Source organism: Vibrio sp. R10-SF1-ISO8 (genome assembly GCF_059833805.1).
The window spans coordinates 198997-223949 of record NZ_JCBDHL010000018.1 but is presented as its reverse complement, the minus strand read 5'-3'; the positions used below and the strand labels follow the sequence as shown (position 1 = coordinate 223949).

Below are 24953 nucleotides of genomic sequence, written 5' to 3'. Positions count from 1 at the left end.
CTCGCTCCTTTAATCGGGACGAAGTATCTATGCCCAATTCAGTTTTGCTTGACCAAGTTATCTACCATATTACGTCTGATTCTGACTCAATCAGACACCTAGAAAGCTACCAAAAAGTCAGAGACGAAATTAACAGTCGTTTCAACCCCTTGTCTGGAGGCACCAACTGGCAAGAGGTATACGATGCATGCGAGTTGCTTGCTAAAGGGCCGGGCGTTGATTTACTCATGAGCAGCTATCTCACTATTGCCAAACTTAAAATTGAGGGTTTACCCGGTTATGCCAATGGCCTAGAGCTCATAATGCACAGTTTGAGTTTGTTAGCTAAGCCTGACTCTAAGTCGGCGAAAATGCGTAAAGAGGTTTTGGATTGGCTTAATAGCAAGGCAATTCCTGAACTAAAGAAGATGAAACCTTCTCAGGAGCAGCTACGCGACCTTTATCGAAGTGAAAGGATATGTGAAAGAATCCACCACTGGATAACGCTTCAACAACCAGAAGTTGACGTAGATTTTGAAGGGGTTGGGTTTGTTTTGTTTGAACATATTGATCAAATTGAAACTCGCTATCACACCGCGATAAAACGTCAAGAAAAGCAACGTGAAAGTGAAAACAGAGTGACAGTTAAGCGCTACCGTTGGAGCTTGGCTGCGGTGTGTGTCTCGACTGCTATCGTGAGTCTGACAAGCTTGTGGCTTTACTATAATCCGAGCGTACTCAATCAGTATCAATTCAAGCAGTCAATAGAGGTGCCAGTGCTGACAGCTAGCAACCTCAACAATTATGTAGAGCATACCAAGCCTTCCAAGCTAGCTTCTATTCAATCTGAACTGGTTCCTATGTATCAATCATCGATTGAGGCAAAAACGCATGTGTCGATTGAACAACCTTATTTAAAGGCTATTGAACAGTTAAACGTATTGCAGAAGCTTTATCAGGGGGATGACCAAGTCATTCAAATTGGTCAGACGTTACATCAAGACCAACAATTGGCGCTTGAACAGGCCGATGAGTTTGTTGCTCGGTTTGGTGAAATTCGAACTAAGATGGCGAATATTGCGCTGCTTGCTAAAAAGCGCCGTTGGACTCAGGTCGCCAATGAAACCAAATCGTTAGAGGAATTTGCAGTTAGTTTGTCGCCTATTTATGGTCGTGTTGGTTACGTAGAAAACTTGATTGAGAAGAAGCAGTACCAACAAGCACATGAAGAATTTGAAGAGCTAAAAAGACGCCTTAACAATTTGAGCTGGAAAGTTGCTCAGTTAAATCAGATGCTTGAAGAGTAAGGACTGTGTTGAGCTTATTTTAATCGGGGAACCCCTTGTAGAATCACTTGCACTTTGGATAAAGGATCTATATAAATTCGGCTTTCCTTTTCCACACTGATAATTGAACACTTGAGGTTACCACATGACGCAGTTTTGGCAGCAAAAAGCTCTCGAAGAGATGACCGAAGACGAATGGGAATCGCTTTGTGACGGTTGTGGTAAATGTTGTCTTCATAAACTGATGGATGAGGACAGCGACGAGATCTATTACACCAACGTTGCATGTAGTTGGCTAAATAGCAAAACATGCTCGTGTAAGGATTACCCAAATCGTTTTACCTCAGGTGAGGAGTGCACCAAGTTAACTCGTGATGATATCGATGACTTCACTTGGCTACCGCACACCTGTGCTTACCGCTTGCTTGCGGAAAAGCAGCCTCTGCCAGAGTGGCACCCACTCATTACAGGCTCAAAGTCAGCCATGCATGCCGCTGGTGAGAGTGTTCGTAACAAAGTGGTATACGAAATTGATGTTGTGGATTGGGAAGACCACATCCTCAATCACCCAAATCGAGCTTAGATTCAAACAGTCGCCATTGGCGGCTGTTTTTGTATTTGCGCCTAGTTAACACTCAATATGCATTTTGTGGTGTACAATTAAGAGCATCAATATAATAAACAAAGACTTGTATTCATTCTTTTGAGGTCATCATGGACTTAATGTCTTGTAAAACCCTACGAGCATTTGCGGTGGGGCTAGTTATCTCTCTTGGCTTTCTTTTTGGCACTGGCGCATACGCTTCGCAAGAGGGCGATCAGCTTTCTAAGCAGGAAAGAGAAATTGCAAATATCACGAGTGAGTTTACCGAGTTAGTCGATTCGATCGAAACCGCAACGGGTGGGGAAAAAGATGCCCTTCAGCTTAAGCTTTTCCAAAAAAATGAAAGCTTAAGAGCGGCACTTCAAGCGGCGGTAAGAAAAGGAACTATTCCAACAGACAAGCTTGTTGCGCACATTAAGATGCAGCAGACCTATGTTAATGGTGCCATGTCCTATCTCGAAGAAAAGATTAAGCTTTTGAATGCTGAAATTGACTCAGCACAAAGTGAAGAGAAGCTAGCCTTATTGAATGACTTCCAAGAACTACAACATTACTTCGATAATGTTATGGAATCTGCTTGGGAAAACATTGAGTGGTTAAACAAGCTTGGTCAGGACGAGTCGATTGCTCAAGCTCAGTTTAAAGATTCATTAAACAAGCGACTGCGCTTGACGTCCGCATCGGTAGAATACTTTAACCAACAAATCAGCGTTATTGGACGTCAGTTAGCCGTAAGCCCAGAATCGGAACTTGCTACTTTACAGCTAGGCCAACTGATTGTTCAGCAGCGTATGAACATTACGGTTGATAGCCTCAATTCTTTGATTTCTATCGCGGATCAAGTAGGGCTAGATACAGCAGAGTACAAGCGCCTAATCTTTGAGGTGACGGGAAGTATCACTCAAGACCTGCTTGAGGGCAGAGTCATCCTCTCTGTCATTTCGCATTGGTCTGACAAACTTTGGGATTGGGTAGCAAATAACGCCCCTCAGCATGTTTTTCACCTATTTATATTTGTCCTGATTATCTTCTCGACCAGCTTGATAGCTAAGCTGGTGCGAAAAATTACCAGCAAAACAGTGGTGTCAAAGAACCTTAAATTGTCCCAATTGATGCAAGACTTTTTTATTGGCATGTCGGGCAATATTGTATGGGTCATCGGTATTTTAGTTGGCTTGTCGCAGATAGGCTTGAACCTTGCCCCTGTTTTGACGGGTTTTGGTATCGCAGGTGTGATTATTGGTTTTGCGCTGCAAGATACCTTATCTAACTTTGCCGCCGGTATGATGTTATTGATATACAAGCCTTTTGATGTTGGTGACTTTGTCTTCGCTGGTGGTGTAGACGGTAAAGTTAGCCATATGAGCTTAGTGAACACCACGATCAAGACCTTCGATAACCAGATCATTATTATTCCTAACGGTAAGATATGGGGAGATGTGATTAAGAATGTGACCCATGAACGCGTAAGACGTGTTGATATGGTGTTTGGCATTGGCTATAGCGACGATTTGCTAAAGGCGGAAAGCATTCTTAATGAAATAGTCACCACGCACCCAGCGGTACTGCGCACTCCTGAGCCTAATATTCGTGTCCATACACTAAACACTTCTTCTGTGGACTTTATTGTTCGCCCTTGGGTCAAAACAGACGACTACTGGGATGTGTACTGGGATGTGACTAAAGAGGTAAAACTTAGATTTGATCGTGAAGGCATCTCGATTCCATTCCCTCAACAAGACGTTCATCTGCATATGGTTAAAGAATCTTCAGAGCAATAATCTAAAAGATTAGTTAAGAGCGCCAATCGTGGCGCTCTTTTTTTTAGCTTGTTGATAGCTCGCTGTAGAAATGGATCTCAGGTTCTGTGGTAAGTAGTCCGGTTAAGTCCTCAAGCAACTGCTTGAAATAAGGTTGCTCACAGTGAAAATCGAAATCAGCTTGGCTGGCAAACTGCTCTTGGAAAAGGAACACGCTTGGGTTTGCCTTGTCGCGTAGAAGTGTGTATTTGATACAGCCAGGTTCGCTGCGTGTTGGCGCTATCATAGCTACGAGGAGCTTCTCTAAGCTTGCTTCCTGTCCAGCTGTTGCGTGAAATTTTGCGGTTAAATTGATCATTATGTTTGCTCTGTTTTTGTTGTGTTAAAGGTATCTTCCTTGACGTTGAAGAAACTCGATCTTGTATCCATCCGGATCGGTAATAAAAAAGAAGCGCGCGAGCGGGGTGTCTTGATGGCTGATTGCTTTGATATCTGACGCCTCAATACCTTGGGAGAGTAGTTGCGCATGACTCGATTCAATATCATCGACGCTAACTGCAAGATGCCCATAGCCAGTGCCATGTGTGTAGGCTTGCGTTTGAGCGTGGTTATAGGTCAGTTCTAGTTCAAACTCAGTGTCTGGATTGGCAAGGTAGATCAGCGTAAAGCTGTCAAAAACGAATTGGTCTTTGATTTCCAGTTGCAGTACGGCACGGTAAAAGTCGAGCGAACGGGTGAGGTCGCTGACTCTCACCATGCTGTGAATCATTTTAGGCATGAGTTATCCCTTAGCTATTTTGCGCTAGCTTAAAGGGATTTAAATTGCTGTTGGTAGTACTAGAGTACGACAGCGTCGGTTGCTTTATTGCTCAGCCGCTTGCTGCTTAACAATTTCCATTGCTGGATTGGGTTGGCGTAGATAGATAAGGCAGGCACATCTAAGCAGTGAGGTGAAGTTATTTATCTCACCATTGTAGTTTAACGCTTCAAGATAGATATTGCTGACAAAGCGTGGCAGAGTCATATCTTGCTGCGTGGCCATCTCTTCAAGGATTTGCCAGAAGCTCGACTCTAATTTGATACTTGTTGCATGACCATCGATACGAATTGAACGGGCAACAGTTTGATAGTTTTCTTTCGGTTGATTGGAAAATACTTCACACATAACATTGGGGAACGCTAGGTTTAAAGCGAGCATTCTGGTCTTTTTATTACTCACCCGTCAATTATTGATTGTGTTTATAGCTAGATTGAGCGTTGAAAAAAAGCTCACCAATGGTGAGCTTTTATCATCGTGGAGAGTTGAGCAAAGGCTAAGAAACTGAGGCGGCCGTGACGGCTTGGTTAAACTCTCCACGCGCAAGTTGTGCTTGCTCGGAGGCTTCTTGTTTTTTATCTTGCGCCTTAGCTACCGCATCTAGGGCTGCTTGCAGTTCATTTTGCAGCTCTTGCGGAATATGATGATCGCCGAACTCTTCGTCACCATCATGCTCAAGAGCAAAGGCGCGAATTCGCTTCTTCACTTTGTGTACTTCGGCGAATGCTTCACGCTCTAATTCTGCGGCTTCTTGTGCGGCGTCACGACTGCGTTCGAATCTTGCCAGAGCAATACCTTCAGACGACCAAGGATCCATTTCGGGTAAGTCTTCAATGTTAATCGTCGGTTCAACGTAGTCCTCTTGATGGCGCAGATCTAGGCTGGTGGCGCGAACCGCTGAAATCATCAACATCACTGAAATCACCAATAAAGGTAAACCGCCAACGATAGCGGCCGTTTGTAATGTGCTAAGACCGCCTAGGAACATCAATACGGTTGGCAAGAACGATAGGGTGAATGCCCAGAACATACGGTTCCAACGCATTGGCTCTTCGGTCACATTGTTTTGGACCACAGAGGCCAAGATATAAGAGATGGAGTCAAAAGTCGTGGCGGTAAAGATCACACACAAAATGGTAAATACGGCAATCACTAATGTGCCCATAGGTAGAGCGCTGAGCATTGAGAAGATCGCCTTGGTGGCACCTTCTGTATTGAGAATGCCTACGATGTCCATCTCACCAGAGAGTTGCAGTGAGAGGCCATAGTTACCGAGAATCATAAAGAAAAGGAAACAACCCAGAGAACCGAAGAAGATCGAACCCGACACCATCTGCTTGATTGTTCTACCGCGAGAGATGCGCGCGACAAACAGACCCATGCTTGGTGCAAAGACGAGCCACCACGACCAGTAGAAGATGGTCCAATCTTGTGGGAAGTGAGTATTTTCAAAGCTGCCGTATCCACCAAAAGGTTCAGCCCAAGTTGCCATCACGAAGAAGTTTGACAACATGCGACCGATAGAATCTAAGCCAGTCTCAAGCATGAAAATGGTCGGGCCAGCGATAAGGACAAAAGCCAAAAGCCCCATTGCGCCCCAGAAATTGATATTGCTGAGTACCTTGATGCCTTTTTCCATACCTGCATATGAGGAGTAAGCAAAAATGGCGGTACAAACTAACAACACCGCTACCTGACTTAAGGTAGATTGCGGGATGTCAAACAGAAAGTTTAACCCTTCGCCAATAAGGGGGGCGGCTAAGCCCAATGTTGTTGCTGCTCCACCTAGTAGGCCGAAGATAAACAAAACATCGACGATTTTGCCAGCCGCTCCTTTGGTGCGTTCCTCTCCTAGCACAGGCATTAAAGCACTAGACACCTTAAGCACAGGCTGTTTTCGTACATAAAAGAAGTAAGCGATAGGGAGTGCAGGAATGAGGTAGATAGCCCAAGCTATTGGGCCCCAGTGGAAAATCCCGTAAGTGGCTGCCCATCGTACCGCTTCTTCACTACCTGGCTCTAGTTGAAAAGGCGGGGATTGATAATAGTAGGCCCACTCGATACATCCCCAGTAAAGAATACTCGCGCCGATACCCCCGCAAAATAGCATTGCCGCCCAAGACGAAGTGGCAAACTCGGGCTTTTCATCAGGGTCACCAAGCTTGATTTGACCCATATCGCTGAATACGACATAAATCATAAAGAAGAATGCCCCAAGGCCAAGAGCAAGGTAGAGGAAACCGAGTTTATCGGTCATAAAGCTTTTAGCAATTGCTATCCAGTCTGCTCCTTGTTGGGGGAACAGAATTAAAGGGAATACAATGGCAACAAGCAGTGCGATAGCGCCGAAAAAGGTAGGCTTATCGATAAGTGAAAAGGTGTTTCGCACAGCGTAAAATCCATAATCTTGAAAGCCAAAATTATGGAATGCGTATGCTATCTACGACAAATGACATCCTTTGTCGTGAGGAGAAAAGGCGTCTATTGTCGAGGTAAGCTTTAAGAAACTAAAGGATGGCTAAAAGAATGCCTCCGACTGTTGCCGCTGCGGAAAGATATTGCCCCGCCGAATATGAGCCATCTTGCTCTTCTTCAATTTTATCAGGGTGGTCAATACCTAAAGCGCCGTGAGCGAACGATTCGACTTTATCACCAACGGTTTTATCTCCTTCCTTGGGTGCTTTACTCTCTTTTTCTATTTCTTGAAGCGCTGCCAACAGCGCTTTTCCTTCATCTGAAAGCGTGACTTTATTTTGTTCAACCTTAAGTGGGGCTTGACCCGCATTCGATTCGGGTGCCGTTGCTTGAGGCTTTACCTGCTGGGTTGGTGACAGCTTTGCCGCCTCCATTCCTACTGGTGTCATAATGCTCTCCTTACATCATCCTCAGACAATATATCGACCGCTTAGTTAAAAACTTGTGCAAATTATTTAAAATTTGAATCAAATATAACAAAGCATAAATCGTGCCTAATCTATAACTTTCAAGCTGTCCATTCTCGTTTCATGGGACGTGATAGTAAGAAGAGCAATAATGATGCCTATTTACACTCTAGTGTGTCATTTCGCTTAGACAGATGTTTATAAGCCGCCATTCTATTTTCCATTTGTACATAGCGAACAGGTGGCGCTAAGACTTCAAGTGGGTAATCTTGCCCCTCTAATTCTACTGGTGAATCTGTTGGAGTGATGACGATGACATTAAGATTCGGGTTGCGCTTAAGAATCGACGCCTTTGTGCCAAATCCTTGCTCTGTATGGAATTTTCCTGCGATGTGGATGACTTGCTTACCTGGATTACTTGCCGAGTATTTAACAATGCTTTCCGCCATGGTTTCATCCCAAGTCACTTGAGCGGCAAATTGGCGTTCAGTTTGTTCTGGCTTGCCATGGTGCATAGAGGCCATGAACTTCTCTTTATAGGCGCTGTTAGACGTATCTATGGTTGCAGCCAATTGCTGTCGTTCGCTGGAAGTCAGCTTGTCTAGGTAGCCAACCCCTTGCCGCCCGATGCAGCGCACGATGGGCTTAGGTGCATTCGCTGCAATGACATCGAGCTGATTTGCTTTCGCAAACTCAACTAAAGGGCGGTAATCACTTTCATAGTTTGGCCAAGCAGCGCCTCGTTTGATCAGTACTTGTTCACCAATCTCACTTGCTAGATAAGAATCAACAACGCTTTGTTTATCGCGTGAGAATTGCTCCATGGAAAGCGCGACGTCTCTGCCTTGACTAACTAATTGTTTAAGTAGATCGACTTGGAATCGATGTACGCCGGCATGCGTGTGCCATTCACCGACAAGAATGACATCGGCAGTTTTCAGTGCTTCTGGAAGCGAATCAATAGAAACGACTTGTTTTTCAGGGGTGTAGAGCTGGTAGTCGTAGTAGCTGCTAATTGCTTGTTGCTTAGGAGAAAGAGTGGTACTTGAACAAGCGGTAAGAGCAAAGCAGCTTAAAGAAGTGGCAATGAGCCTAAACATAAATGGCCTCCATTAGATTGTGCGGCAATAGTAATGGAGGCCAGAATAGAGTTCAATAAAAATGAGAATTATTATCTATTGGGTCGGTTTCTTTCGATAAACGCTTATCATAAAATCAGCCTCACACTCAAAAAGTGTAGCTGACTTTAGCTTGTAACGAAGAGTGTCAGAGGCTTTCCACGCAAATGGTGTCATCTGGAGCAGATCGTAACCATCTCCATCACTGAGCTGCATTATGTATGACAGTTTTTCTTGTTGTTCTAACTCAAAACCGGCAATGTTTTCAGCTTCTTCACTATGAAGCCTAACATCAGGGTAGATTTCTGCTCTTAACTGGTAGAGGTGGCGGCCAGCAGGTGTCACAGTGACAACAAAACCTGAATCAGCAACCACGCGAGACAGTTCTTCTGCTTTGCATGGCGCGTAGATACGTAGTACCGCATCTAGGCTGCCGTTTTCAAACGGTAGTCGATGGCTTGAAGCAACCGAAAAGTGACAGTTTGAGTAGCGTTTAGCGGCGTAGCGAATCGCAACTTTAGAGATATCTAATCCGTAGGTCTTAGACTGCGCATATTGGTTTGTTAGATGGGAGGCCACTTCTGTCGTGTAGTAACCTTCACCGCAGCCAATATCAAGAAGTCGGTGCTGTGTTCCAGAAAGGATCTCAGCACATAGCTGCGCCACACGTTCTTTGAGTGGGCGATAGTGATCTTTTTCTAGAAAGCGACGACGCGCCTGCATCATTTCTTTATTATCGCCAGGATCTTTGGAACGTTTGTGCTGAACAGGCATCAGATTGATATACCCTTCCTTCGCTAGGTCAAAGGAGTGATTATTCTGACAACGATATGTGCGCTCTGACAGCGTAAGATTTTCGTGGCATAAAGGGCAGGTGTAAGACATAACGGGCTCTGGTGAAAACTAACAAAGCGGAGTTTATCAGGAAGCGTAAAGCCAAACTAGCAAGCTAAGTACTGACTCGACAAAAAAGCAGCGCCTCGGCGCTGCTTATGATTGTAAAAGCTAGAAACTTAGTGGAAGAAGTCCACTTGTTGTTTCAATGACGCAGCTTGCTTAATTAAATGATCGGCGCTTTGGGTCGTTTTAGCGCTTGTCTCACGACTTTCTCGGTTCAACTCACTGATAGAATTTGCGTTAGAGGCAATCTCTTGAGAGACATTCGCCTGCTCTTCAGAAGTCGCGGCAATGGTATCCGCCTGACCTGCAATTGACTGAACCTGAGACGCAATCGTTTCAAGCGCTATGCCTGCTTCTTGAGCCTTGTCTAACACTTGATTGGCATTGACTTGGCTCTTGTTCATCATATCAACCGCATTACTGGTTGAGCCTTTAAGTTTATCAATGATAGACACCACGTCTTTCACTGATGTTTGAGTTCTATGGGCTAGAGTACGTACTTCATCAGCAACAACGGCAAATCCGCGGCCTTGTTCGCCCGCACGTGCTGCTTCGATGGCAGCATTAAGCGCCAGTAGGTTGGTTTGCTCGGCGATCTCATCGATCATTTTTGTCACGGTTTGAATCGCTTCGCTGTCAAGGTTGACCTGCTCAATCGCTTTCGCTGAGTTGTCTAACTGGTCGTTGAGTTGGGCGACATCGATACAGACAGTTTCAACAACATCGAGCCCTGATTGACTGTCTTGATTGGTCAAGCGAACATTTTCGGCAATTGCTTCCACCTGCTGAGCAACCGCTTGTGCAGAAGAGGCCATCTCTTCGATTGCTGTGGCAACTTGTTCTACCTGTTGCTGTTGAACATCAGATTGGCTTAAGTTGCGCTCGGCGTCGCTAGACACGCTTTGTGAGGCAGCCTGCACAGAATCGCTGGTCGAACGGATTTCTTCCACTAAGGTGTTTAGCTGGGTTGCCATATTTGCAACCCCGTTACTGAGGTTAATAATCTCGTTGTTTGACTTTTTACCAGTAGAAGGGATGTCAAGGCTAACTTCTCCTTTTGCCAGTCTCGTCATGTAGCCATTTAATACGGTCAGTGGCTTTAGATTACGATTAAGAAAAACGGTAAGGATGATGAACGTTGCGATCGCTACAATAGTGGCAATGGTAATAATGAGCTTAAGCAGTGTGTCACTTCCCTTGGTCACCTCTTTGATGAAGGTGCCGCCTAGCAATTTCCAGTTCCAGCCAGGCACCTCTGTATAGACAAGGTATTTTTCCCCAACAGTGCCCTGATATTCATAAGGGTAGCGAATCAAGCCACTTTTTTGCTCAAAGATTTGGTGGAACGGTTTATTGCCGTTGTAGTCAGATACCTCAATAATTGACGGGGCACTCTCGTCATGGACAGGGTGTAGCAAGTATTTACCAAGATTATCTTTTCGATTGTCGACCACAATGGTGTATCCAGTGTCTCCCCATTTGATGGACTCCAAAGACTTATAGAGATCTTGTGTCGCTTGCTCGACAGGTAGCCCAATGAAAGAAAGGCCGTTCACTTGTCCAGAGGCATTTTTGATCGGAGCGTAGTAGGTGATATAGCTTTCACCAAACAGTTTGACTTGCGCGTAGTATGGCTGGCCGTTCATTAATTGGTTATAGCCAGGATGGTTCTTACCTAGAGTAGTACCAACAACGCGTTGCCCAGAAGGATTTTTTAAAGAAGTCGCAACGCGAATGAAATCACCGTTCAAGGGAGCAAAGATCGTTGCCACCGCTCCAGTGTCACGAGTAAAACTATCTACAAGCTTAGTATCACCAATTAAGCTCTCGCCGTATTGGGTAATATTGGGGATCGACTTACCGTTAAAATCGACGCTGTAATCCTCGACATAAACACCGGCGAGATAGCCATTTCTAAAGGTAGACTCGAGTACTTTAGCTGTATGCAAATAGGCATCAAATTGACCTGCGATAGTCATTGCCATGGCTTCTACTTCTGACTGGTGTCCTTTCAGAGTAGTATCGAGCAGTACTTTGGAAGCGTTGCGGTAAACGAGAGTCGCTGTACCCGCGAATGAAATTAGCAAACAAAGCAGTATGACCAGTTTCAACTGAAAACCGACGCTTTGATTTTTGAGTTTTTCGAACATTTCTAGTTATCCTGTCTTTAATAGACTCTTGTTATCATTAAAAAATGAATCTTTCAGCAGCAAAAAATCAGGAATAATTATAGCGATTTATAAAATATCTATAATTGATTCGTATTAATGATTTTAAAGATAACGGAGTCGAAAATGTAAAGGCTGCATGCCTAGAACGAAAAGACCGGGTAGAGAAAGAAGAAATTTCGACAGAATGGTAACGCCGCGGGTATCGCCACCCGCGACAAATCATCTACTTGGTGGAAATCTTGGTGATCAGTTGATGAGTTTCATTGGGTTGCAGTGTTTTGCCTTGTTCGATTGAAGGTGCATGTAGGGTTGACTCGACACACAGGAAAGTCTTGTAACCGTCGTCCTGCATATCTGCCATTCCTTGAGCACCTTCCGCCCACGGGTTCCACAGCACAGCGGAATTGTGGCCTTGGTGTTCAACCACTACCGAACGATTCAGCACAGGATCTTCAACGACAATCTGTTCTGACGGTTGAGTGTAAACGCGGTCAATGGTGTCAGTCAGTTGCAGTACATCACCACCTTGACAGATATCGCCACCTTTCAGGCTATCAATGTACTCTGTACCCATGCCCGTTGTTTTCGCTTGCTTGATGTCACCGACGGTTAAGTAAGTGTGTAGAGCGGCAGAGAATGTCCAAGGCTGGTCATCGGTATTAGCGACATCTAGGGTGACTTTAAGTTCATCGCTAATCTCAACCAGTAGATGAGCTTGGAACTGGTGAGGCCAGACTGACAGTGTTGATTCGGATGGCAGTAAACCAAGCTCAATGATTACACCATTTTCATTCTCACGATGTTCTAGTAATGTCCATTCACTATTGCGCGCAAAGCCATGAGCAGGTGCAGCGATACGACCAAACCACGGCCAGCAAACTGGAATACCGCCACGCAGGGCTGCTTTACCATCAAAGACGGCTTGCTTGCTCATCCAGATGAGGTCTTCTTGACCTTGGGGCTTAAATGAAAGGACATGCGCACCATGAAGGGCAATACCAGCGGTCGCTTTATCATGTATTACGCGAACGACTTTCACTTGATCGATTTCTACGATTGTGACGTTATCAGAGAGAACAGTAAGGGCAGGGAGAGTGGTTAAGTCCATGTTCTGTTTCCTAGTTCAATTAGAGACTCAAAATTCAGATACAAAAAAGGCGACTCGAAAGTCGCCTTTTACAAGATTCTGCGCTAAACGCTAATCTTTAAGTAGTAATTACTTAGAGATGTGTGCGATTAGGTCTAGAACTTTGTTTGAGTAACCGATTTCGTTGTCGTACCAAGATACAACTTTAACGAAGTTATCAGTTAGAGCGATACCAGCTTTAGCATCGAATACTGAAGTTTGAACTTCACCGATGAAGTCTTGAGAAACAACTTGATCTTCAGTGTAACCTAGAACACCTTTAAGAGCGCCTTCAGATGCTGCTTTCATAGCTGCACAGATAGCTTCGTAAGATGCACCGTTCTTAAGGTTAACAGTTAGGTCAACTACAGAAACGTTAGCAGTTGGTACGCGGAAAGCCATACCAGTTAGTTTGCCGTTTAGTTCTGGAAGAACAACGCCTACAGCTTTAGCAGCACCAGTTGAAGATGGGATGATGTTCTGAGAAGCACCACGACCACCGCGCCAGTCTTTAGCAGAAGGACCGTCTACAGTTTTTTGAGTTGCTGTAGTAGCGTGAACTGTAGTCATAAGACCAGATTCGATACCGAACTCGTCGTTAAGAACTTTAGCGATAGGCGCTAGACAGTTAGTAGTACAAGAAGCGTTAGAAACGATGTCTTGACCAGCGTAAGTGTCTTGGTTAACGCCCATTACGAACATTGGAGTAGCGTCTTTTGAAGGACCAGTTAGAACAACTTTTTTCGCGCCAGCAGTGATGTGCTTACGAGCAGTCTCGTCTGTTAGGAAAAGACCAGTAGCTTCAGCTACAACGTCAACGTCGATAGCATCCCATTTTAGATCTTCTGGGTTACGCTCAGCAGTAACACGTACAGTCTTACCGTTAACGATTAGGTTACCACCTTCAACTTCAACAGTACCGTTGAAACGGCCGTGAGTTGAGTCATACTTAAGCATGTATGCCATGTACTCTACGTCGATAAGGTCGTTAATACCTACAACTTCGATGTCGTTACGCTCTTGCGCTGCACGGAAAACGAAACGGCCGATACGGCCAAAACCGTTAATACCTACTTTGATAGTCATTATAGTTGCTCCACAACTTAATTTCTGATTAAAGATAACTGGTAGTAAAATTACAGAATCCAGTCAAAATCTGCAACAGATAATCGGACTTAACTTGTTTAAAGTCAAAAAAAAGCGTCGCTTTTTTTCACAATTAGTCTTAATTGGCGATGTTTTGAACGGAAAACTGATTTTTTCCCTAACCAGTTGACGTAAAATAGTTCAGATGTCGACAGCGATGCTGAAAGTTTAACCATCCTGTTATGGTTTCAAAGTATGTGCTACAAAAGTAATTGAGTGCAAGTTTTTCGAAAAAAAAGTCATAATTAAAAATGAGAATATGGAGATTTGTTGCTGTGGAACAAAACAAAGAAAAAATGATGAAGCCTGATGAGCACTGGCGTGAGGTGCTATCAGATGAAGAATATAGAGTGTGTCGAGAGCAAGGGACAGAAGCGCCTTTTAGCGGTAAGTTATTGCATAATAAAGAGACAGGTATTTACTCATGTACCTGTTGCCAAGCGCCTCTTTTCAGCTCTGACAATAAATACGACTCTGGGTGTGGTTGGCCGAGTTTTGATGCCCCTGCATCGAGTGAGGCTATTCGCTATTTAGAAGATCTAAGTCACGGAATGGTGCGTACAGAGATAAGATGTGCAGCCTGTGATAGTCATTTAGGTCACGTTTTCCCTGATGGGCCGAAGACAACAGGTGAGAGATTCTGTGTTAACTCAGTGTCGTTAATTTTCAACAATTCATAAAAAAGCGGTGATTTAATCACCGCTCTCTGTTTCATCCTTTCATTTATTTAGGATTGCTTGAATTTTGGGATCATAGCTGCGTTAAAGGTGCCACTCATGATGGCATCTTCAAACTGGTCAGCAATCTCATCGAGTTGGTCGTAAACACTCTTATTAAATCCATACAGCAGTTGAAGTTCACTTTCAGAAGCAATGGGAACCTCAAACTTTTGCGCGACCATAGTCCAGACGTAAGCCTCTTTCTTCATTCCTAATCGGTAAGTGGTGCTGGCTAGGGACTTAAACACTTCATTGTTTATGTTGCTTCGGTTGGTCAGCTCTAGGGTATGGATCAGAAGTTGACGCGTTTTCGCTTGGTCTCGGCTGGTGTAAAAGGTCGCGAGGGCGTATTGCATTTCTGCGGTTTCTAATGCTTTTGTCCCTTCAAGCTGAAGAAAGCTTCGGCGAGCCTCATCACTGCCAACTTGGCTCCATAAAAAGTAAAGAGCTTGTGGTGAGTCTGACTTCTTGAGTATCGCGACAATGCTCTCTAAATCTTCTCCGGAATGAACCAGAGCGTTAAAACGCTGTTGCTTGACGCCTTTTTGGTCTAGTGGCTGTATTTGAGAAGCCAGCTCTAAACACTTTTTGTATGCCGCGACATACTCATACTCTTTAATGCGATTGTTGTCTGATGGATTTTTTAACACTTCAAATCGATGCCATACCAAATCAGTCCTAGGAACTCGACATTGACCGTCACCCATATTTAAGCGCTCACATTGAAGCGCAGGGTTGCTTTCACACAATTGTTCAGTGTTTTTGTTGCCTTCAAAGCACCCGGCTAGGGTAACACTGAATCCTAAAAGAGTTAGTAGCTTGAATGATTTCATACTGTCGTTGCTTGTGATCCGTTACACTTATTTTTTGTTGTAATCTTGACTGAGACTGCGAGCCAGTTAAGGTGCGTTTATCGCGACTGACTTTAAGGATAGACCATGGACGCAGAGCAGTTAATTAACGCCATCACACCTGAGGCTTATGAGCGTCTACTTTTTGCTGTAGAAACAGGCAAGTGGCCTGAGGGTACCCCACTTTCTCAAGAGCAGCGAGACTCTTGTATGCAAGCTGTGATGTTGTATCAATCTAAGCATAATGCAGAAGCGCAACATATGACAGTTGCTCAAGGTGGAGAAATTAGCTTTAAGTCGAAAGCTGAACTTAAAAAGCAGTTTCAGCAAGGGCAAGAAGACATTGTTCGAGTAAATCCAAACGATTAGTTCAATAAGTAAAAAGGCAGGATTCAATCCTGCCTTTTGTTTATCTTAACCACAGCACTTTTTAAATTTCTTGCCGCTACCGCAAATACAAGGATCATTGCGGCCAACTTTCAGGCTAGCGACACGTTGTGAAAGTCTTGGGTCACCTGCTTGCTCTGGCTCTTGCTGCTGTGGGAATGCGCCGTCTATGTAGTACCAAAGTTCTTGCTCCTTTAAAAATCGAGAGCGCTCTTCAAGACAATACTCTTGCTCATCCTGTTTAAAGTAAGCTTTAAAAGTGACAAAACCTTCATTGTCATGCTTACCTGGTTCTGTGTTCATGACTTCCAAACCACACCAATCGCTGTCTATAGAGTCGGCAATTGCTTCACGTTCTTGCTCTGCATGGCAACTAGGGTGGTAGGTATCGATCACGTAATCAACCAAACCCTTTACGTGAGCTGAGTATCGAGAACGCATAAGTTGCTCAGGTGTTTTAGCCTTGGAATGATCGTTATGGATTGGCTCGCAGCATTCACTGTAATTCTTTGGGTTTCCGCAAGGACACGAATTCATAAAAACTCCAATTAATTCGTTTTTACAGAAAGAAGGTCTGCCGTCCATTTCACTGATGAGTCATAGCATTCACTCAAAATGATTTCATCCACGCCTATTGAGTCGCAATGGCGGTGAACTTCTTCCCATTGGGCTTGTTCGTATGCTTTAGTCAGCATCAAAATTTCGCCTAGTATGCCTTCATTCTTTGTGATTGCGAGTTTTATCGACTCATCGACTGAGATTTCCTCTACTATTTGTTCTAGCGGTCTGTCTAACAAGCTATCGAGAAGAGAGAACATGCCGGTCAAAAATGCTTGGCCAGACTCAAACTTAGCGTCTAATCGTGAGGAAAGTAGCTCACAGTATCTCGCCCTTTGGATAGACAAGCCATACAAGTAGTCCGGTTTGCTATCTTGGCTCGAAGCAAGAGAAACGAGAGAGATAAACTTGCGTAGTTTGTCTTCCCCTAAGTAGACCAAAGCTTGCTTAAACGACTGGATCTTGGTTTGCACTATCGAGGACGAGTTAACGAATGTTAGCAGTTTATAAGACAGGGTAACGTCTTTGCTGATCAATGACTCAATCGAAGCGTAATCCATATCCTGCTTGGAAATTTCGGTCAGTAACTGAATAACTGTCATAAACGACGGTTCAAGTGACTTACGCGTTATCATTTCAGGTTTGCTAAAGAAGTAGCCCTGGAAATATTCAAAGCCAGCCTGTTTGGACTGCTCAAACTCTTCGTACGTTTCGACTTTTTCTGCAAGAAACTTAATGTTGGTGCCAGCTAGTCGGAGAATGAAGTTGCGCGCTTTTTCTATAGGAACTTGGCGGATATCAAACTTGATGATTGAGATATAGGGTAAGAAGGCTCGCCACTCTTTACTTGGAATAAAATCATCTAACGCGATTTTATATCCAGCGGCAGCCATCTCTTTTATTACGTCGAGCAGCTCTTTAGTCGGAGGGCAATCTTCCAAGATCTCGACGACTAGGTTATCTGCAGGGAATAGGGTCGGCACCTTATTTAACAGACTTTGATAGGGGAAGTTCACAAACCCCAATTTATCCCCGAGAGTCTCATAATGTGTTGAGAGAAAGTGATCAGACAGCAAGCGGCTTGTCGCATGTTCAGGATCGATTTCAGGAAAAGTGTTTTGCGGTCCGTCTCTAAAAAGAAGTTCATAGCCAACGGTCTGTCTTTCTTTATTGAGTATCGGTTGCCTAGCTATATAAGAGTAAGTCAAGATCTATACCACGTTCCGTGTTCAAGTTGAGGAAAATTAGTCTTCGTTAAGAATGAACTAAATAACGTGAAAAATAAGTGACTTAACCTACAAAAGGTCGTTGTTGCAATTCAAACCCATCTTTATCGTACACCAAGACAGAGCCTTGTGTGTACCAGTCACCTAGCACAATTCTAGTATAGTCCGTTTCTAGAATCTGGAACGAATGCACGTTTGGTCGATGCGTATGCCCATGTATCATGAGATCAACATCGTGATGCAACATGACATTTTCGACTTCAGATTGAGTCACGTCCATAATATCGAGTGATTTAGTCTGTTTATCCGTTTTGATATCAGACTGGACCTTATTAACAATCTTCTTTTTAACGAACATTGGGATACGATTGAATACCCACTGCAACCAAGGTTGGTGAACTTTGGCACGATATTCGAGATACTTCACGTCTTGGGTGCAGAGCGTGTCCCCATGTAGGACAATAGCTTTACGCCCATAGAGATCTATGACGGTTTCATCACCGAGTAATTTCACCCCTGTTTGACGGCTGAAACGTTTGCCGACAAGAAAATCGCGATTGCCTTGGGTGAAAAAACAAGGAATGCCTTTGTCTGTAAGGGTTTTAAATTCAGCTCGGATAGATGAAGCAAATTCCGAGCGGTCATCATCGCCAATCCAAAACTCAAACAAATCTCCAAGGACGTAAAGGGCATCGGCATGGATCGCTTCTTCACGCATAAAGCGAACAAAACATTGAGTGATGTCGGGAGTAGTAGGGGAAAGGTGTAAATCAGATATAAAAAGTGTGGTCATAGTAAAATAGCAAGAGAGCGCATAACGCGCTCTCTTTTATCGATTATTCTTCGATTGTTGTACCAGTGATAAGTACATCTTCTAGTGGTACGTCTTGGTGCATGCCGTAAGAACCAGTGCTAACGCCCTTGATCTTATTAACGATGTCCATACCTTCGATCACTTCACCGAATACACAGTAACCCCAACCGTCTAGGCTTTCGCTACGGAAATCTAGGAAAGTGTTGTTGTTAACGTTGATGAAGAATTGAGAGCTTGCAGAGTGCGGCTCCATAGTACGAGCCATAGCAAGGGTGCCGACTTTGTTGCTTAGGCCATTGTTTGCTTCGTTTTTGATTGGTGCACGAGTTGGCTTCTCTTTTAGGCCAGACTCCATGCCACCACCTTGAATCATGAAACCGTCGATAACACGGTGGAATAACGTGTTGTCGTAAAAACCATCACGGCAGTACTGTAGGAAGTTTGCACTTGTTTCGGGTGCTTTCTCTTCGTTTAGTTGAATTTTGATGTCACCAAAATTTGTGTGAAGGGTGATCATGATTTTATCCTTTAGCTGTGTTTTTGCTTTGAGCCCAAGATTCTAACTTAACTTTTCAGACATTAATACGTGAAAAGTAAGGGTTGAGACCTGAGTATAGGTGTTAATGATGGCTTTTTGCTCGAATCGGGGATTACCTAATAGAGCGTGACTTGGTATACTGAGCCACTATTTTGTTTCACCCAAATATTAGAAAGAGATCATGTTAAAGATATATAACACACTCACAAGACAGAAAGAGGAATTCAAACCAATCAATGCTGGCAAAGTTGGCATGTATGTCTGTGGGGTAACCATCTATGATCTCTGTCATATTGGTCACGGTCGTACGTTTGTTTCTTTTGACGTTGTTTCACGTTACTTACGCTACTTAGGCTATGACTTAACGTTTGTTCGTAACATCACGGACATCGACGACAAGATCATCAAGCGCGCGAATGAAAATGGCGAAACGTGTGACTCGTTGACTGAGCGCTTAATCGGTGAAATGCACGCTGATTTTGATGCTTTGAACATGAAGCGTCCTGACATCGAGCCTCGTGCAACGGAATACATCGCTGAGATCATCGAACTTGTTCAAAAGCTTATCGAGCGTGGCTTTGCCTACGTTGCCGACAATGGCGACGTTATGTTTGAAATCGCGAAATATGACGATTACGGCAAACTATCACGTCAAGATCTAGAGCAGCTACAAGCAGGCGCGCGTGTCGAGATTGAAAGTGCTAAGCGCAGCTCATTAGACTTTGTACTTTGGAAGATGTCTAAGCCAGGAGAACCAACTTGGGAATCACCATGGGGCCCAGGCCGTCCGGGTTGGCACATCGAATGTTCTGCGATGAACTCTTCGATTCTTGGTAACCACTTCGATATTCACGGTGGTGGTTCAGACCTACAGTTCCCGCACCATGAAAATGAAATTGCTCAATCATGCTGTGCGCACGGAACGGATTACGTGAACACCTGGATGCACAGTGGCATGGTTATGGTTGATCGCGAGAAAATGTCGAAATCACTCGGTAACTTCTTCACCATTCGTGATGTGCTTGGTCATTATGATCCTGAAACTGTACGTTACTTCCTGATGTCAGGTCACTACCGTAGCCAGTTGAATTACAGTGAAGAGAACCTTAACCAAGCGCGCGCATCTCTAGAGCGTCTGTACACCTCTTTGCGTGGTCTTGACCTATCAACACCAGCTGCTGGTGGTGAAGAGTACGTTAAGCGTTTCACTGAAGCGATGAACGATGATTTCAACACACCGGAAGCCTACTCTGTGCTGTTTGACATGGCGCGTGAAATTAACCGCGTGAAGACAGAAGATGTTGCCACAGCAAGTGCGCTAGGTTCTCTAATGCGTGAACTAGCAGATGTGATCGGTATTCTTCACCAAGATCCAGAAGCTTTCCTAAAAGGTGATTCTGGCAGCGACGACGAAGTGGCAGAAATCGAAGCACTGATTAAGCTACGTAACGACTCTCGTGCAGCCAAAGATTGGGCAAATGCAGATATGGCACGCGATAAGCTGACAGAAATGGGTATTGTTCTTGAAGATGGCCCTGAAGGCACAACGTGGCGTCGTAAGTAAGCGAGACGAATACAAATATTGAAGGGCTGTTAATTCAGCCCTTTTCTTTAAATTTTATTATTTTTATACGGGTAACAAACAGTGGCACAGATGTACTTCTATTACTCAGCAATGAATGCGGGTAAATCAACCACTCTTCTTCAGTCTTCTTTTAACTATCAAGAACGCGGCATGAACCCAGTGATTTTCACCGCCGCCTTAGATGACCGTTACGGTATTGGTAAAGTTAGCTCGCGTATTGGTTTGCAGTCAGATGCTCAGCTATTCAATGCCGAGACTAATCTGTATCAAGAGATCTCAGCGTTAAATGAAGTTGAAAAACGCCACTGTATTTTGGTTGATGAGTGTCAGTTCCTGAGTAAAGAGCAAGTGTACCAATTGACCGAAGTCGTAGATAAACTGCATATTCCTGTTCTTTGTTACGGCTTGCGCACAGACTTTCTCGGTGAATTGTTTGAAGGGAGCAAGTACCTACTGTCTTGGGCCGATAAATTGATCGAGCTAAAAACCATTTGTCACTGCGGACGTAAAGCCAACATGGTGATTCGCACTGACGAACACGGTGTGGCGATTAAAGAGGGTGACCAAGTCGCGATTGGCGGCAATGACCGCTATGTATCCGTTTGTCGCGAGCATTATAAAGAGGCGCTAGGGAAATAGACCCTAGTAAGCAGAAACAAAAAAGCGAAGCCATGAGCTTCGCTTTTTTGTCTGTATTCGAATAATTCGGAATGCGCTAGGCAGTCAGAGATTAACGAGCACGGAAGACGATGCGACCTTTTGATAGATCGTATGGAGTCATCTCTACAGTTACTTTGTCACCAGTAAGAATACGGATGTAGTTCTTACGCATTTTACCAGAGATGTGAGCAGTAACTACGTGACCGTTTTCTAGCTCAACACGGAACATTGTGTTTGGTAGAGTATCAAGGACAGTGCCTTGCATCTCAATTACGTCTTCTTTAGCCATTTAATCCTCTTTTAAAAATGGACGATTTCAACCGGCGCATAATGCCGATAAAAATGAATTAAGTAAAGTTGGGGCGTATTCTACCCTTGCCAACGCTGATTTACTAGCCTTTGATGACGCTGAAATCGGACTTTATAGTTCATCGCAGGGCATTCATCGATTTGATAGCCTAGGTAAAGCCATTGTTTACCTTGCTCTTGGCAGTATTGGATTTGAAATAATACCGCCAGTGTACCCAGAGAAAGCGCATAGTCAGGGTCAAAATAGGTGTAGAAAGCACTCACGCTGTTGGAAAGAATGTCGGTGACTGCAATGGCAATAAGTTTGTCTTGGTCGTAGATATGCAAAAATTGCGTATTGAGCCAGGCACATTGAGAAAAACTGGCGAACTCTTTTTGTTTTGGTGGGTACATAGTCCCGTTGCGGTGTCTTGTTTCAATGTAACGAGAATAGAGCTCAAACCAGTTTTCATCCATCTGCTCTTTAAGCTGCCAAGAGAAAGCTTTTGCTTTGTTCAACAGTCGTTTCTGGTTACGAGATGTAACAAAATCAGGGATAGACACTCGAATAGCTTGGCACGCGCTGCAAAGGTCACAGTGCGGTTTATAGATGGTATCACCACTGCGCCTGAATCCATTGGCAAGTAACACCTCATAGCTCGAACCACAATGCATAGTCGGATCGAGCGCGACAGCGACGCGCTCTTGTCTATCTGCCAGATAGCTACAAGGGTGGCAATCGGTTAATCCTATGCGTATTTGTTGCAGATCCGAACTCATTGTTCTCCCCATGATTCACTGGTTATTTGCTGTTTTGAGAAACAGTTCTTCAGTAGAGGTTCATTATTATAGGATAGCAGTCTTTGGGTGAATTCTTCACGATCGAGTTCAATTGCACCAAGCGACGCCAAGTGAGGATTCAACACCTGACAGTCAATTAACTGACCGTTATGTTGTTCAAAATGGTGGCAAAAATACCACAGCGCGATCTTAGATGCGTTCGTTTCTAAACTAAACATCGACTCACCGCAAAAAACTTGCCCAATTGATATTCCGTATAAACCACCTATCAATTCATCTCCTCGCCAAACCTCAACCGAGTGGCAACTTCCTCGTTGAGCCAACGTTTTGTAGGCATTGCGCATTTCTTGATTAAGCCATGTCTCTTCTTTGCTTCGGGTCGAGGCGCAGTAGTCGATGACTTGTTCAGTCGCATGGTTAATCGTCACGCGGTAAGCCAGTTTTCTTTGAAATTTTTTGAGACTTTTGGCCGGTTGAAATGTCTTAGGATCAAAGACAGCACGTGGCGATGGGCTCCACCAAAGAATAGGCTCTCCGGGGCCATACCATGGGAAGATCCCATTTTGATAGGCGAGTATTAGCCTTTCTGCACTGAGGTCTCCACCAAAGGCGAGTAAACCATTGGGGTCAGATAACGCATCAAAGGTGGATGGAAACCAAAGTTGGTCGGGATCAAGTTCAGTGAGATAAATCGCCATGAATGAAATGAGGAAAGAAAATGAAGAAGTTACTTTGGATCATATTGGTTTTTCCCTTGATTGCCAATGCAGCCTACCAAAGAAATACGGCTCGCCCGGTCAACGAAGTAGTGTTTGGTCAGGTTGATACAGTGAGATACATCACCCAGCAAGATATTGTTAAGTCGAAAGGCTCTGGATGGGAAACGCTGTTAGGTGCCGTTGTAGGTGGGCTAGTTGGCAACCAGTTTGGTGGAGGCAGCGGCAAAGAAGTGGCAACAGCAGTTGGAGCGGTTGCAGGGGCAGGCATCGCGCGAAGCCAAGCCAATCAAGAGTTTTCAGTGGAGTATAAATTGGTAGAAATACTGATTGAAACGGACAAGGGTAAGTTGATTGATGTTATCCAAGACGTCGATAACACCATGTTGTTTGAGCGAGGAGACAAAGTTCGCATTCTCTATTTCGATGATGGGGTCCGCGTCGATAAGGAATATTGATAGGGTTTGTTACCAGCGGCTGGGTGAGATAATTATTCAGCGCTATTCGTGATTTGGGTCTGGTTTTACTAAGGGAATTTAGATAGGCTGCAAGTACGAAGAATTTTTCATCGTCCCGCTTAGGAAGGCGGGGTGAGCAAGGAATATCAATTTTAATGGAAAGCCTTACGTTACAACCAATCAATAAAGTCAATGGTGAGGTCAACTTACCTGGTTCAAAAAGTGTTTCTAACCGAGCTTTACTTCTTGCAGCGCTGGCAAGTGGTAAAACTCGACTTACTAACTTACTCGACAGTGACGACATCCGTCATATGCTGAATGCACTGACTCAACTTGGTGTGTCTTATTCACTGTCTGAAGATAAAACAGTATGTGAAGTTGAAGGCCTAGGAAAGCCATTTGATGCGCCACAAGCGTTAGAACTCTTTTTGGGTAACGCGGGTACTGCGATGCGCCCACTCGCCGCTGCTTTATGTTTAGGTGGTGGTGAATATGTTCTGACGGGTGAACCACGCATGAAAGAGCGCCCAATTGGTCACCTAGTCAATGCGCTGCGTCAAGCAGGTGCTGAGGTTGAATACCTTGAAAACGAAGATTACCCACCACTCAAGATTTTAGGTACAGGCCTCAAAGGCGGTACTGTTGAAATCGACGGTTCTATCTCAAGTCAGTTTTTAACGGCGTTTCTAATGTCAGCGCCACTCGCGCAAGATGATGTGACGATTAAGATTATCGGTGAACTGGTTTCGAAACCATACATTGATATCACGCTGCATATCATGTCTCAGTTTGGTGTAGAAGTAGAAAACAATGACTACCAAGAGTTCGTGGTTCGTAAAGGCCAATCGTATGTTGCGCCAGGAGATTTCCTAGTTGAAGGCGATGCTTCTTCAGCGTCTTACTTCTTAGCGGCAGCAGCGATAAAAGGTGGCGAAATTAAAGTGACCGGCATTGGTAAAAAGAGTATCCAAGGTGATATTCAATTTGCTGATGCACTAGAGAAAATGGGTGCACAAATCGAATGGGGTGACGACTACGTTATCTCTCGCGTCGGTGAGCTCAAAGCGGTTGATATGGACTTTAACCACATCCCAGATGCAGCGATGACGATTGCCACTACTGCACTGTTTGCAGAAGGTACTACCGCGATTCGCAACGTATATAACTGGCGTGTAAAAGAGACAGATCGACTAGCAGCAATGGCGACCGAGCTACGTAAAGTCGGTGCAGAAGTTGAAGAGGGTGAGGATTACATTATTGTCACGCCGCCAGCGAAACTTACCCACGCTGCGATTGACACTTATGACGATCACCGCATGGCAATGTGTTTTTCACTCGTTGCGCTAAGCGACACGCCGGTGACCATTAACGATCCTAAGTGTACCTCAAAGACTTTCCCTGACTACTTCGATAAGTTGGAAGGGTTGAGTTCTTAAGAAACATAGAACGGACTTCGTCCTACAGAACGCTTTGCTTCGAGAGGCGAGATCGGGCTGCGCCCGCGGGAATCTGGAACGGGCTTCGCCCTAAGGATCGCTGTGCTGCTCGAAAACTAGAGTAGAT

The 24953-nt window shown here is 44.4% G+C and carries 27 protein-coding genes; 9 read left to right on the top strand and 18 right to left on the bottom strand.

From position 1 onward, the window contains the following. The first annotated feature begins 29 nt into the window (after window positions 1-29). The 3 genes from AC6R00_RS14340 to AC6R00_RS14330 all read left to right on the top strand — a co-directional run bounded on the left by AC6R00_RS14340 (window position 30) and on the right by AC6R00_RS14330 (window position 3650). Window positions 30-1286 carry a type VI secretion system ImpA family N-terminal domain-containing protein gene (locus AC6R00_RS14340; protein ID WP_500640847.1) on the top strand — a complete coding sequence of 419 codons (1257 nt, stop codon included), beginning with the start codon at window positions 30-32 and terminating at the stop codon, window positions 1284-1286. Window positions 1287-1410: 124 nt separating this feature from the next. Next, window positions 1411-1848 (top strand): YcgN family cysteine cluster protein, encoded by a 438-nt coding sequence (locus tag AC6R00_RS14335; RefSeq protein ID WP_004748671.1) that lies wholly within the window; start codon window positions 1411-1413, stop codon window positions 1846-1848. Window positions 1849-1979: 131 nt separating this feature from the next. Continuing rightward, window positions 1980-3650: a mechanosensitive ion channel family protein gene (locus AC6R00_RS14330; protein WP_500640846.1), complete on the top strand. Its 1671-nt coding sequence runs from the start codon at window positions 1980-1982 to the stop codon at window positions 3648-3650. A 43-nt stretch (window positions 3651-3693) separates the two neighbouring features. Here AC6R00_RS14330 and AC6R00_RS14325 read toward each other — a convergent pair whose 3' ends face one another. The 10 genes from AC6R00_RS14325 to gap all read right to left on the bottom strand — a co-directional run bounded on the left by AC6R00_RS14325 (window position 3694) and on the right by gap (window position 13729). Continuing rightward, window positions 3694-3987, bottom strand: a complete 294-nt coding sequence (locus AC6R00_RS14325) for a putative quinol monooxygenase (protein ID WP_500640845.1) — start codon at window positions 3985-3987, stop codon at window positions 3694-3696. 24 nt (window positions 3988-4011) lie between these two features. Next, complete coding sequence (locus tag AC6R00_RS14320) at window positions 4012-4407, bottom strand: VOC family protein (RefSeq protein ID WP_500640844.1); 396 nt, start codon at window positions 4405-4407, stop codon at window positions 4012-4014. A gap of 84 nt (window positions 4408-4491) precedes the next feature. Further along, complete coding sequence (locus AC6R00_RS14315; protein ID WP_500640907.1) at window positions 4492-4794, bottom strand: ribbon-helix-helix domain-containing protein; 303 nt, start codon at window positions 4792-4794, stop codon at window positions 4492-4494. A gap of 148 nt (window positions 4795-4942) precedes the next feature. Further along, entirely contained in the window at window positions 4943-6835 is a 1893-nt protein-coding gene (locus tag AC6R00_RS14310) for a BCCT family transporter (RefSeq protein WP_500640843.1), read from the bottom strand. A gap of 118 nt (window positions 6836-6953) precedes the next feature. Further along, window positions 6954-7310, bottom strand: coding sequence for a hypothetical protein (locus tag AC6R00_RS14305; RefSeq protein ID WP_500640842.1), 357 nt, complete (start codon window positions 7308-7310; stop codon window positions 6954-6956). Between the two features lie 176 nt (window positions 7311-7486). Further along, window positions 7487-8428, bottom strand: a complete 942-nt coding sequence (locus AC6R00_RS14300; protein ID WP_500640841.1) for a ChaN family lipoprotein — start codon at window positions 8426-8428, stop codon at window positions 7487-7489. A 75-nt stretch (window positions 8429-8503) separates the two neighbouring features. Continuing rightward, window positions 8504-9331 (bottom strand): 23S rRNA (guanine(745)-N(1))-methyltransferase, encoded by an 828-nt coding sequence (gene rlmA, locus AC6R00_RS14295; protein ID WP_500640840.1) that lies wholly within the window; start codon window positions 9329-9331, stop codon window positions 8504-8506. A 128-nt stretch (window positions 9332-9459) separates the two neighbouring features. Then, window positions 9460-11496, bottom strand: coding sequence for a methyl-accepting chemotaxis protein (locus AC6R00_RS14290; RefSeq protein WP_500640839.1), 2037 nt, complete (start codon window positions 11494-11496; stop codon window positions 9460-9462). 244 nt (window positions 11497-11740) lie between these two features. Next, window positions 11741-12625: a D-hexose-6-phosphate mutarotase gene (locus AC6R00_RS14285; protein WP_500640838.1), complete on the bottom strand. Its 885-nt coding sequence runs from the start codon at window positions 12623-12625 to the stop codon at window positions 11741-11743. Window positions 12626-12733: 108 nt separating this feature from the next. After that, window positions 12734-13729 carry a type I glyceraldehyde-3-phosphate dehydrogenase gene (gene gap, locus AC6R00_RS14280; RefSeq protein WP_004748683.1) on the bottom strand — a complete coding sequence of 332 codons (996 nt, stop codon included), beginning with the start codon at window positions 13727-13729 and terminating at the stop codon, window positions 12734-12736. Window positions 13730-14040: 311 nt separating this feature from the next. Between gap and msrB the strand changes: the two genes are divergently transcribed. Continuing rightward, entirely contained in the window at window positions 14041-14469 is a 429-nt protein-coding gene (gene msrB / locus AC6R00_RS14275; protein ID WP_500640837.1) for a peptide-methionine (R)-S-oxide reductase MsrB, read from the top strand. A 47-nt stretch (window positions 14470-14516) separates the two neighbouring features. Here the strand turns inward: msrB and AC6R00_RS14270 are convergent, their stop codons facing one another. Then, window positions 14517-15341 (bottom strand): DUF2989 domain-containing protein, encoded by an 825-nt coding sequence (locus AC6R00_RS14270; RefSeq protein WP_500640836.1) that lies wholly within the window; start codon window positions 15339-15341, stop codon window positions 14517-14519. Between the two features lie 105 nt (window positions 15342-15446). Between AC6R00_RS14270 and AC6R00_RS14265 the strand changes: the two genes are divergently transcribed. Then, entirely contained in the window at window positions 15447-15728 is a 282-nt protein-coding gene (locus AC6R00_RS14265) for a YeaC family protein (protein WP_004749720.1), read from the top strand. A gap of 45 nt (window positions 15729-15773) precedes the next feature. Here the strand turns inward: AC6R00_RS14265 and AC6R00_RS14260 are convergent, their stop codons facing one another. The 4 genes from AC6R00_RS14260 to AC6R00_RS14245 form a co-directional block, all read right to left on the bottom strand. Continuing rightward, entirely contained in the window at window positions 15774-16283 is a 510-nt protein-coding gene (locus AC6R00_RS14260) for a YchJ family protein (RefSeq protein ID WP_500640835.1), read from the bottom strand. Between the two features lie 11 nt (window positions 16284-16294). Beyond that, entirely contained in the window at window positions 16295-17512 is a 1218-nt protein-coding gene (locus AC6R00_RS14255; RefSeq protein WP_500640834.1) for an EAL and HDOD domain-containing protein, read from the bottom strand. An 82-nt stretch (window positions 17513-17594) separates the two neighbouring features. Beyond that, window positions 17595-18323: a UDP-2,3-diacylglucosamine diphosphatase gene (lpxH, locus tag AC6R00_RS14250; protein ID WP_500640833.1), complete on the bottom strand. Its 729-nt coding sequence runs from the start codon at window positions 18321-18323 to the stop codon at window positions 17595-17597. Between the two features lie 43 nt (window positions 18324-18366). Then, window positions 18367-18861: a peptidylprolyl isomerase gene (locus tag AC6R00_RS14245; protein WP_500640832.1), complete on the bottom strand. Its 495-nt coding sequence runs from the start codon at window positions 18859-18861 to the stop codon at window positions 18367-18369. Window positions 18862-19063: 202 nt separating this feature from the next. Between AC6R00_RS14245 and cysS the strand changes: the two genes are divergently transcribed. Continuing rightward, window positions 19064-20446 carry a cysteine--tRNA ligase gene (gene cysS, locus AC6R00_RS14240; RefSeq protein WP_239826213.1) on the top strand — a complete coding sequence of 461 codons (1383 nt, stop codon included), beginning with the start codon at window positions 19064-19066 and terminating at the stop codon, window positions 20444-20446. 81 nt (window positions 20447-20527) lie between these two features. After that, on the top strand, window positions 20528-21106 hold the full coding sequence (locus tag AC6R00_RS14235; protein ID WP_004744350.1) for a thymidine kinase: 579 nt from the start codon (window positions 20528-20530) through the stop codon (window positions 21104-21106). 91 nt (window positions 21107-21197) lie between these two features. Here the strand turns inward: AC6R00_RS14235 and infA are convergent, their stop codons facing one another. The 3 genes from infA to aat form a co-directional block, all read right to left on the bottom strand. Next, entirely contained in the window at window positions 21198-21416 is a 219-nt protein-coding gene (gene infA, locus AC6R00_RS14230) for a translation initiation factor IF-1 (RefSeq protein ID WP_001040192.1), read from the bottom strand. Window positions 21417-21496: 80 nt separating this feature from the next. After that, a complete protein-coding gene (locus tag AC6R00_RS14225; protein ID WP_500640831.1) occupies window positions 21497-22195 on the bottom strand; it encodes an arginyltransferase in 699 nt (232 codons plus the stop codon). Continuing rightward, window positions 22192-22914: a leucyl/phenylalanyl-tRNA--protein transferase gene (aat, locus tag AC6R00_RS14220; RefSeq protein ID WP_500640830.1), complete on the bottom strand. Its 723-nt coding sequence runs from the start codon at window positions 22912-22914 to the stop codon at window positions 22192-22194. Before aat ends, AC6R00_RS14225 begins: the two co-directional genes overlap by 4 nt. Window positions 22915-22934: 20 nt before the next feature. Between aat and AC6R00_RS14215 the strand changes: the two genes are divergently transcribed. After that, entirely contained in the window at window positions 22935-23390 is a 456-nt protein-coding gene (locus AC6R00_RS14215; protein ID WP_500640829.1) for an outer membrane lipoprotein, read from the top strand. A gap of 155 nt (window positions 23391-23545) precedes the next feature. Beyond that, window positions 23546-24826 carry a 3-phosphoshikimate 1-carboxyvinyltransferase gene (gene aroA, locus AC6R00_RS14210; protein WP_500640828.1) on the top strand — a complete coding sequence of 427 codons (1281 nt, stop codon included), beginning with the start codon at window positions 23546-23548 and terminating at the stop codon, window positions 24824-24826. Window positions 24827-24953 lie beyond the last annotated feature (127 nt).

What these genes read in the sequence shown, in the direction of transcription:
- AC6R00_RS14340 (WP_500640847.1), top strand. Translation starts at nt 30, where the DNA reads ATGCCCAATTCAGTTTTGCTTGACCAAGTTATCTACCATATTACGTCT.
- AC6R00_RS14335 (WP_004748671.1), top strand. Translation starts at nt 1,411, where the DNA reads ATGACGCAGTTTTGGCAGCAAAAAGCTCTCGAAGAGATGACCGAAGAC.
- AC6R00_RS14330 (WP_500640846.1), top strand. Translation starts at nt 1,980, where the DNA reads ATGGACTTAATGTCTTGTAAAACCCTACGAGCATTTGCGGTGGGGCTA.
- AC6R00_RS14325 (WP_500640845.1), bottom strand. Translation starts at nt 3,987, where the DNA reads ATGATCAATTTAACCGCAAAATTTCACGCAACAGCTGGACAGGAAGCA.
- AC6R00_RS14320 (WP_500640844.1), bottom strand. Translation starts at nt 4,407, where the DNA reads ATGCCTAAAATGATTCACAGCATGGTGAGAGTCAGCGACCTCACCCGT.
- AC6R00_RS14315 (WP_500640907.1), bottom strand. Translation starts at nt 4,794, where the DNA reads ATGTGTGAAGTATTTTCCAATCAACCGAAAGAAAACTATCAAACTGTT.
- AC6R00_RS14305 (WP_500640842.1), bottom strand. Translation starts at nt 7,310, where the DNA reads ATGACACCAGTAGGAATGGAGGCGGCAAAGCTGTCACCAACCCAGCAG.
- AC6R00_RS14300 (WP_500640841.1), bottom strand. Translation starts at nt 8,428, where the DNA reads ATGTTTAGGCTCATTGCCACTTCTTTAAGCTGCTTTGCTCTTACCGCT.
- rlmA (WP_500640840.1), bottom strand. Translation starts at nt 9,331, where the DNA reads ATGTCTTACACCTGCCCTTTATGCCACGAAAATCTTACGCTGTCAGAG.
- AC6R00_RS14290 (WP_500640839.1), bottom strand. Translation starts at nt 11,496, where the DNA reads ATGTTCGAAAAACTCAAAAATCAAAGCGTCGGTTTTCAGTTGAAACTG.
- AC6R00_RS14285 (WP_500640838.1), bottom strand. Translation starts at nt 12,625, where the DNA reads ATGGACTTAACCACTCTCCCTGCCCTTACTGTTCTCTCTGATAACGTC.
- gap (WP_004748683.1), bottom strand. Translation starts at nt 13,729, where the DNA reads ATGACTATCAAAGTAGGTATTAACGGTTTTGGCCGTATCGGCCGTTTC.
- msrB (WP_500640837.1), top strand. Translation starts at nt 14,041, where the DNA reads ATGAGAATATGGAGATTTGTTGCTGTGGAACAAAACAAAGAAAAAATG.
- AC6R00_RS14270 (WP_500640836.1), bottom strand. Translation starts at nt 15,341, where the DNA reads ATGAAATCATTCAAGCTACTAACTCTTTTAGGATTCAGTGTTACCCTA.
- AC6R00_RS14265 (WP_004749720.1), top strand. Translation starts at nt 15,447, where the DNA reads ATGGACGCAGAGCAGTTAATTAACGCCATCACACCTGAGGCTTATGAG.
- AC6R00_RS14260 (WP_500640835.1), bottom strand. Translation starts at nt 16,283, where the DNA reads ATGAATTCGTGTCCTTGCGGAAACCCAAAGAATTACAGTGAATGCTGC.
- lpxH (WP_500640833.1), bottom strand. Translation starts at nt 18,323, where the DNA reads ATGACCACACTTTTTATATCTGATTTACACCTTTCCCCTACTACTCCC.
- AC6R00_RS14245 (WP_500640832.1), bottom strand. Translation starts at nt 18,861, where the DNA reads ATGATCACCCTTCACACAAATTTTGGTGACATCAAAATTCAACTAAAC.
- cysS (WP_239826213.1), top strand. Translation starts at nt 19,064, where the DNA reads ATGTTAAAGATATATAACACACTCACAAGACAGAAAGAGGAATTCAAA.
- infA (WP_001040192.1), bottom strand. Translation starts at nt 21,416, where the DNA reads ATGGCTAAAGAAGACGTAATTGAGATGCAAGGCACTGTCCTTGATACT.
- AC6R00_RS14225 (WP_500640831.1), bottom strand. Translation starts at nt 22,195, where the DNA reads ATGAGTTCGGATCTGCAACAAATACGCATAGGATTAACCGATTGCCAC.
- aat (WP_500640830.1), bottom strand. Translation starts at nt 22,914, where the DNA reads ATGGCGATTTATCTCACTGAACTTGATCCCGACCAACTTTGGTTTCCA.
- AC6R00_RS14215 (WP_500640829.1), top strand. Translation starts at nt 22,935, where the DNA reads ATGAAGAAGTTACTTTGGATCATATTGGTTTTTCCCTTGATTGCCAAT.
- aroA (WP_500640828.1), top strand. Translation starts at nt 23,546, where the DNA reads ATGGAAAGCCTTACGTTACAACCAATCAATAAAGTCAATGGTGAGGTC.